This is a genomic window from Dyadobacter sp. CY326 (assembly GCF_021390515.1).
In the GTDB taxonomy this organism is placed as follows: domain Bacteria; phylum Bacteroidota; class Bacteroidia; order Cytophagales; family Spirosomataceae; genus Dyadobacter.
Window position 1 is genome coordinate 1 of sequence record NZ_JAJUXI010000017.1, and the last position, 2030, is coordinate 2030.

Below are 2030 nucleotides of genomic sequence, written 5' to 3' on the forward strand. Positions count from 1 at the left end.
CAATCCTCGTTACCCATCGCTAGTCTTTCTTTTGTAAAGCGATCAATTCGCCAAAGGGTGCCTCCATGAACAGCCCAGATATAGCGACCTTGTTCGGCAATTCCCTTGGCCGCACCCTTCCAGCCAAGGCCCAGATTCACGTAATTGCCTGTTTTGGAACTTGCAGAATATAGGTTGTTACTCCAAACAATGTAAAGATTGGCGTACATCTGCTCCACCGTATTTGCATCTCTTTCTGATAATTGATCCTCGAGCGCCCAGATCTGAAGATTATCCTTACGGACCATGGTCGGGTTACCGTTTTTGGAATAACTTGTAGCGGCATAAATCATAACTGATTTATAATCCAATGGTCCATTCCCGAAAGTAGGATACCCTGGATATCGAGTGCCATATGTCTTCAACTCTTCTTTTCCTTCTTCATTTACATTTTCCCACTTAACCGTGATCCATTTATCCCGGTCATCGCGGGTATGCTCGTGTAAAAGCCCTATGGTATGCCCAATCTCATGAATGACATCTCTTCGACTTGCGTACTTGGTGAGCTTGATCTCCTGCATATTGCCTATTTTTCCAATTTCAGATAGGCTTTCATCCCCTATAACGAACCGGACGTAATCAACCTGATTCGTACGGGGAACGAGAGTAATGGACGTTTTAAATTGCCAGTAGGCAATGGCATCTTTGATCGTAATGTTTAGGGCCGGGTCGACCTCAGGCGCTATTTCATAAGGAATGACCCCATTTGGCCAGCGGTAAATTAAGTTGCTCGCGCCTGATCCTGAGATGCGGGCATTGGGGTCGGTTCCTTGTCCCAGCTGCTCAGGGGTGAGCACGATGTCACCCTGCCAGACTGCCCGTCCATTAATCACTTTGTAGCGGATGGGCGTACCGTTAAGCATACCATCTTTATAAACGCCGGTGCTGTCTGAACTGACAATGTCTGTTTGTTTTCCCGGAGTTGTTTCTCCGAGCTTGTCTTCACAAGAACTAAGTAATGAAGAGCCCAATATGATGACTGTTGCCCATAGAGACAGTTGATTGGTTTTCATGAATTAAATTGATTTGGATTAAATAAACAACATTGGAGCCTTGCACGACACACCAGTGACATATGCCTTTCATATTGAAAAAGGCAAGGGTAGCCGGTGGCTAATAGTACTCTTTTATTAATGATAATAAGGTTTCTAAATGCTGTGACTTTTAGCGCATAATTATAAGATGCGCCATCTTTCAGAAAATAAAATCACCTCGTTATGTATGTTGACAACTACGTGACTGACATTTTCTCTAATTATAACTTCAAGATTCTTTACGCAGACGCCAAGTTCGTTTTTAATTAATTCGCTGTACCTGACAATATCGGCGTTTCCAGCAATAAGTAGCACGGGCATCCCTAGCTTTCGGAGTTCGATGTTTGTAAAAATATATTCCTTGCCTATTCTGCGCACGTAAGCTGCTAGGATCAAATCCATATATTTTAGCAACGAATCATTGACCGTTATCACAGCTTATAGCTACTCGGTCGCCGAATTGAACGGAAGCTGCTGGTATCCATCCAACAACAATCAGCTGGCCTGAGCATTCGGCAAGAACTTCTGACGTGAGATGCCCGATCCGCCGGAAACCACAAGCAAAAAGGCTTATGTACCATCGTCAGGTTAGTCAACCCGACTTGGGTTAGCTAGCCCGACAATGGTCACTATACCTAAACCGGCGGCACAGATCAGACTTTCAAAGATCTAATTCCCCCCGCTCGGGTCATGAACGAACCCGATGGAGCTTGCACCTAACCAACCTTTTGATAGCATAAACTGATCGTTATTCTCAGTGACGCGGTACAAGTATTGGTCATTGACTATATACAGGTAGCCCCCTCCTCCGCTCATGGCCGTCACTTTGTTCCAGCCCTGCTTATGAAGTGTCAACGCACCGGTAACGATGTCAACGCGATATAGTTCGGTAGAATTCATGATGTAAATCGATTGGGCATTGGCCGAAGGAGCTGCAATACCTTTGACGTCAAACCA

General features: G+C 45.0%; 2 protein-coding genes. Both read right to left on the minus strand.

Translation table 11 applies throughout. The annotated features are described in order from the left end of the window. Positions 1-1052: M12 family metallopeptidase (locus LZG73_RS25405; protein WP_233855638.1), on the minus strand; the 1052-nt coding region annotated here is incomplete at its 3' end. A gap of 690 nt (positions 1053-1742) precedes the next feature. After that, the coding region (locus LZG73_RS25410; protein ID WP_233847519.1) for a hypothetical protein at positions 1743-2030 on the minus strand (288 nt) is incomplete at its 5' end.